General features: G+C 60.6%; 6 protein-coding genes. All 6 read right to left on the reverse strand.

From position 1 onward, the window contains the following. Window positions 1-2: 2 nt before the first annotated feature. The 6 genes from QMK32_RS22025 to QMK32_RS22050 all read right to left on the reverse strand — a co-directional run bounded on the left by QMK32_RS22025 (window position 3) and on the right by QMK32_RS22050 (window position 5,552). Window positions 3-1,484 (reverse strand): flavin-containing monooxygenase, encoded by a 1,482-nt coding sequence (locus QMK32_RS22025; protein ID WP_283477500.1) that lies wholly within the window; start codon window positions 1,482-1,484, stop codon window positions 3-5. Then, window positions 1,481-2,401 (reverse strand): ferritin-like domain-containing protein, encoded by a 921-nt coding sequence (locus QMK32_RS22030; RefSeq protein ID WP_283477501.1) that lies wholly within the window; start codon window positions 2,399-2,401, stop codon window positions 1,481-1,483. The genes QMK32_RS22025 and QMK32_RS22030 overlap by 4 nt, the downstream gene beginning before the upstream one ends. Before the next feature lies 1 nt (window position 2,402). Further along, window positions 2,403-3,224 carry an SDR family NAD(P)-dependent oxidoreductase gene (locus QMK32_RS22035; protein ID WP_283477502.1) on the reverse strand — a complete coding sequence of 274 codons (822 nt, stop codon included), beginning with the start codon at window positions 3,222-3,224 and terminating at the stop codon, window positions 2,403-2,405. Window positions 3,225-3,352: 128 nt separating this feature from the next. Then, entirely contained in the window at window positions 3,353-4,084 is a 732-nt protein-coding gene (locus tag QMK32_RS22040) for a queuosine precursor transporter (RefSeq protein ID WP_283477504.1), read from the reverse strand. 58 nt (window positions 4,085-4,142) lie between these two features. Further along, complete coding sequence (gene gluQRS / locus QMK32_RS22045) at window positions 4,143-5,030, reverse strand: tRNA glutamyl-Q(34) synthetase GluQRS (protein ID WP_283477507.1); 888 nt, start codon at window positions 5,028-5,030, stop codon at window positions 4,143-4,145. 57 nt (window positions 5,031-5,087) lie between these two features. After that, window positions 5,088-5,552, reverse strand: a complete 465-nt coding sequence (locus QMK32_RS22050) for an SRPBCC family protein (protein WP_283477508.1) — start codon at window positions 5,550-5,552, stop codon at window positions 5,088-5,090. Between the last annotated feature and the right edge of the window lie 535 nt (window positions 5,553-6,087).

The following is a 6,087-nucleotide window of genomic DNA, read 5'->3' on the forward strand; positions in this document are numbered from 1 at the left end:
GTTCACCTAGGTGACCGCGAGAGTGGCCGGTACTCGCTCACGGCGTAATCGTCGTAGTCGACGGCCTTCAATTGTCCGACGTACTGCGTCGCGAACCCGGGGAACATCGTTGCGTTGAAGCCGTCCTCGGTGAGATACCAACTGGAGCAACCGGAATTCCATGTCGTGTGCTGCAACCGCTTCTGCAGATCGTCGTTGTAGTCGCGTTGACGGTCCTCTCGGACATCGAGGACGACGTCGCGGGAAAGGGCGAAGGATATCGCGTCGACGAGGTAGTCGATCTGGGCTTCCATGTAGACCAACGCCGAGCTGTGCCCAGGGCCGGAGTTGGGGCCGAACGTGAAGTACATGTTCGGGTATCCAGCTACCGAAACGGACTTGTATGCCTTTGCCCCACCGCTCCACTCGTCGGCCAACACTCGCCCGCCCCTGCCTCGGATCGGAACGGGGGTGCCCGTCTTGCACACGTCGAAACCCGTCGCGAACACGATGACGTCGGCTTGGTGCTCGATACCTTCTACCGTCCTGATGCCGTCAGGCGCCAGTGTGGCGATCGGCCAGGTGACGAGCGTGCAATTGTCCTTCTGCAATGCCGGGTAGAACTCACTCGTCATCAGCAACCGCTTACAACCCGCTCTGAAATCCGGGGTGAGTTGACGACGTAGCCAAGGGTCTGCGACCTGGCGTCGCAAGTGCACTTTCCCGACGGCTTCCACGACGCGAGTCAGGGGAGAATTCCACACCACACCCAGAGCGACGGACTCGTGGCCCCAGAACCAGGCCTTCCGCGCTGCTGTCTGCACTGTGGGAAAACGTCGGTAGAGGTCCTTGGTGGTCTGCCGCGTCTCGAAATTGACTCGAGGCAATGCCCACCCTGGCGTGCGCTGAAAGACTTTTACCGACTTGGCAACTTTGACCAACTCGGGGACGATTTGGACACCGGACGCGCCGGTTCCGATGACGGCGACCTTTTTGTCGGTGAAGTCGTAATCGTGGTCCCAGCGGGCACTGTGGATCTTGTGGCCGGTGAAGGTGTCGAGACCTCTGATTGCCGGAAAGCTTACATTGGCCAAAGGTCCCGACGCCATGACGACGGTGCGAGCATGCATTGTCGGTTGGGCGTCGAAGGTGATGTCCCACAGCGACGTTGCGTCATTCCAGCGCACGTCGGTGACGTTGTGGCCGAATCGAAAATGTGGCCGCAGGTCGAATGCTTCGACCATGTGCTCGATGTAGCCGAGGATCTCCGCGCTTCCCGAGTATGTGTGCGACCAGTCTGGATTGGGAGCGAAACTGTACGAGTACAGCCGCGACGGGATATCGCACGCGGCACCCGGGTAGGTGTTGTCGCGCCATGTGCCGCCGGCCGAAGTGCCTCGCTCGAGAAGCGCGAAGTCTTCGATACCTTTCTGCTTCAACCGGATTGCCGTGCCGATTCCTGCGAAGCCACCGCCGATGATGGCAACATTCAACGTCTGGTTCATGCGATCGGCTCGTAGGTGAGTTCTTTGGACCAGGTCGGCTGGGGGCGCAGCAATCGCTTGGGGTATTTGGCAGTGAGACGGACAAGGCCGTCGGCGAACTTGTGATACGGGTGGGCGCGGTTGATAACCACCCCGGCATGCCAGCTGATGAAGCGGTACATGGGCAGATGCTTGGGGAATTCGCTTCTTTCCCCGACCTTCTTGAACCGACCCATAGCGGAGTACAGCCGTTGCTCGTCGACACCCATGTCCACGATGTTGTCTCGCATCTTGTTGAGCAGCGGGATATACCGGAGGGTGCCGATGATCAGTGACGGTTTCATCCACGCCCCGACGGTCTCGACGAGGATTTTGCGCATCTTGGCATGGCCGAGAAGTTCGATCACCTGGAAATCGACTGCGAGGTGTCGTGATTCGTCGGAGTTGATTCGTTTGAACACCTCCTGGCAGACCGGGTCGTCGATCTCGTCGACGATGAATTTCACCAGTGCACCGTCGAGAGCAACTTCGAGCATCGGGATCACCGTACCCAGAACGGCGAGCGAGGTCTGGTCCGAATACTTGTCGAGCCAGTCGATGACAAGCTTGACGTTGATGTTGGGCTGCGGAATCTCGTCACCGTCGAGCATCCCCCAGCGCCTCATCAGCGCGAGCTCGGCATTGGCGTGCTTCTGCTCCTCGGCGTGGAAGTAGTTGTAGATCTCCTTGAGGGTATCGGTGGGGGCTTTCGTCGCCATGGCGGCGAACCCGCGGGCTCCGACATTTTCGATCCACATCAGGTCGGACATGAAAGGCTTGAGCTTGGTCCAGAGTTCGGGACTGATCGTCTCCGCTCCCGGTGCATCCCAGTCGATGTCGGCCAACGCCCACTGCTTGTCCTTGATCTTGACGAGCATGTCTTCGAAATCGAATGCCATGTCAGACTCCTGCCTTCTCGGTGGTTTCCTGTGGTGCCAGCCGTCCCAGCAACCCGAGGGCGCGGGTATAGAGAGCTGGAGCGATTCGTTTGAGGCGCCAGATGACCTTGGCGTCGAGCTGAGGGACGACGTACAGGCGTCCGCGGTCGTACTTGTTCAGGGTGTCGACGGCGATCTTGCCGGGCGTGAAACCGGTCGAGCGCATGAGGTTCTCGGCCAATGTCGATGCCGCGCCGGTGATCCGACCGTCGACGGCGACGTTGGTCTTGACGAACGTCGGGCACAGAACGGTGACCTTCACGCCGGTGCCGGATAGTTCGGCGGCCATCGTTTCCGACAGCGAAATGACCGCGGCCTTGCCGACGTTGTAGGGCGCCATGAACGGGGCAGCGGCAAATCCGGCGGCCGAGGCGACGTTGATGAAACCGCCTTCGCCCGCGGCTTCGATTGCGGGCAGGAAAACTTCGCAGCCGTGGACGACACCCCACAGGTTGATTCCGAGGGCCCAGTTCCAGTCCTCGAAACCGATGTCGCCGACGGGCTTTCCGCCGATTCCGACGCCGGCGTTGTTGACGACCAGGGTGGGTGCGCTTCCGAAGGTCAGCTCGGCGAAGAGCGCTAATTCTTCGACTTGTTCGCGGATGGCGACGTCGCAGGCCACGGCGTAACCGTCGATCATCGCGGCAGTTTCTTGTGCCCGAGTGAGCGAGATGTCGGCGCAGATCACTTCTCCGCCGCGAGCAGCCAGTTCGATGGCGAAGGCGCGGCCGATGCCGCTCCCCGCGCCGGTTACGACGGCACGAGCATTGTAGGACGAGGGCATACGAAAAGAATCGTATGGACCGCGCCATTTGTCAATGGCTCAGTGAGTAACGGCTTGGTTGCGGGTGAAAGAAGGGGCCCGACCAAGCAATGGTCGGGCCCCATTTCGTCGGCAGATCTGCAGGTCGATTACACGACCTGGTAGCTGGGCTCGCGCTTCTTGATGTACGCGATCACCCGGTAAGTGATCGGCATGACGATGATCTCGGCGGTCGTCTTCCACAGGAATCCGACGATGACGTAGTTGATGAAATCCGCCCACGTGCTGATCCCGATGACTCCGGCCGCGATGGAGCAGAAGATAAGAGTGTCGAAGAATTCACCGACGATGGTCGAACCGATGAGCCGCGCCCACAGATGCTTCTCCTTGGTGCGCTCCTTGATAGCCACCAGCACCAGTGAGTTAAGCATCTGGCCCACGAAGTAACCGGCCAGCCCGGCAATGACCAGTCGAGGAACCACACCGACAACGGTTTCCAGTGACTGCTGATTCTCGTAGAAGCTCGCGGCCGGCAGCTCGATGGTGATCCAGAAGCAGAGGGCGGCCAAAGTAATCGACCCGAAGCCGAGATAGATTGCGCGCCTCGTCGCCTTGAACCCGTACACCTCGCTGAGCACGTCGCCGAGGATGTACGCCAACGGGAAGAGGAAGAACGCCCCATCCGTATTGATCGGGAGGATCTGGAGCGGGCCGAGGAAGACATCGCTGTCACCGAAGAATGCGACGCCCTTACTGGCCGACACATTCGAGATGATCAGGGTCGCCACGAACAGGGCCACGATTGTCGGATAGTAACCACGGCTCACGTGCGCGAACTGCGCTACGGTATCGGGTTCGTCTGGGGTCTGCGGAACTGTCACGTGCCCTATCCAAACACGCGCAATCCCCAGGTCCGAATCACTGCCGAGCCGATATCCCTTATGTCTCGAATATCCAGGGCGTGCGCGGCAGCGAGTTCGGATTCCAACGAGCCAGCAGCTCGGCCGTCGTAACCGGTTCGTTCGGGCCCGCCAACTCCAGTGACTGCGCCAGAACTGCCAGCACATCGTGCGGGCCGAGGCCGAGCGCAGCTTGATCCTCCAGGGTGACCGCACCATCGCGTTTGGCGAGCCTGCGCCCCTGAGCATTGAGTGCAAGCGGCACATGCACATAAGTGGGAGTGGATAATTGGAGCAGAGAAGCAAGGTAAGCCTGGCGCGGCGAGGACGCCAACAAGTCGTCACCACGAACAACCTGGTCAATGCCTTGCTCGTCGTCGTCGACGACGACAGCAAGGTTGTATGCCGCCACGCCGTCCGCTCGGCGGAGCACGAAATCGTCGACGAGCCCGTGAAATCGGCCGAGCAACGCGTCGTCGACAGAGAAATCGGTCACTTCGGACCGCAATCTCAATGCGGGAGGGCGAGACATCGACGCTTTCTCGGTCGAGGTGAGGTTTCGGCACGTCCCCGGGTACGCCCCGTCCGGCGCGTGCGGAGCCGATGCCGCCTCGAGAATCTCTCTGCGGGTGCAGAAGCACTCGTAGGTCCACCCCGACGCCAGCAGCGACGTGATCGCATCCTCGTACAACGCGGTGCGTTGAGACTGGCGGACGATCGCGCCGTCCCAGTCGAGGCCTATCGCGTGCAGATCGGCGAGTTGGCGCTCCTCGGCGCCGGGGCGGACGCGATCGAGATCCTCCATTCGCATCAGAAACTTCCGACCGGTCGATCGGGCGAACAACCAGGCCAGAAGTGCAGTGCGCAGATTTCCCAGGTGTAGATCTCCCGACGGACTGGGAGCGAAACGTCCTGCACCCGTGCTCATGAGACCACTCTAGTTTCGGTGCATCGATCAACGAAGCCCGATCGAGTCAGTGATCGATCAGGAAGTAGCTTCGGCGGCCAATCGACCGAGGGTGTCCGTCAGCTGCTCCTTGGTGACGAGCGGGAACTTGACCTGCTCGAGCAATTTCTTATCGGTCACTTTCGACCAGTCGTAGGTGTGGCGCACCAAGGTCTCGTTCGGCCCCTGCGACTCCAGCTCCCACAGCCACTCCCATCCGGGAGGCTCCGTCCCCGCGGGTGCGCTCTTCCAGGCCAGCAACTTGTCTTTCGCGTATCCCGAAACGTGATTGTCGGTTTGGTAATCGCCGCCCATGTGATCGCCCGCCATGTTCATCGTGAACACCTCGCCGACCTTCTGGATCCGGTCGGCATGGTCCACGCCACGAATGAAACCGGAGCCGTCGAGCGCTTGATGTCGTTCGGGGTTGGACAGGACATCGAATACCGCGTCGACGGGAGCCTCGATGGTGCGTTCGACAGTGATCTTTGCGTTGTCGGTCATACCTCCACCATGCCGAAGGTTCATTGACTCGGCAACCTAGGTCGCCTCGGGATGTCGCCGTGACCGTCTCATGTTCGCGCACACTGGAACAATGAACAGTCCACATCGGGTTACCTGACTGTGAAGACAACGAGGCCGACAGTGTGGAAGAAGGCCCGGGCTTACGTGCGGCGGATCGAGCTTCGCTACAGGCCGGTCGATCCGAGAACCCGATCTGCGTTGGACGCGAGGTGGGCGGCTCTACCCGCGGCGGCACGAACACCGGCACAGACGCTCGGTCGGCATGCCGTCGGATGCGAGGGCACTCACGGAGTGTTTCCGAAGTGCAATCTCACCTGTAGCCCGTGCTATCACAGCGCCGATGCGAACAAAGTCCGTGTCGACGGCGAGCACACCCTCCGTGAGATAAACCTGAATGCACCGATTGGGCCGTGAACGTGACCGAGTCGCAGAAGCGAAATGCCCTGCCGTGGTGAAAGAATCAATCTTGTCTAGGGAAAGATTCGGCCACAACGAAGGGCATCTCGCAGATGCA

The organism is Rhodococcus sp. H29-C3 (genome assembly GCF_030063405.1).
Lineage (GTDB): Bacteria > Actinomycetota > Actinomycetes > Mycobacteriales > Mycobacteriaceae > Rhodococcoides.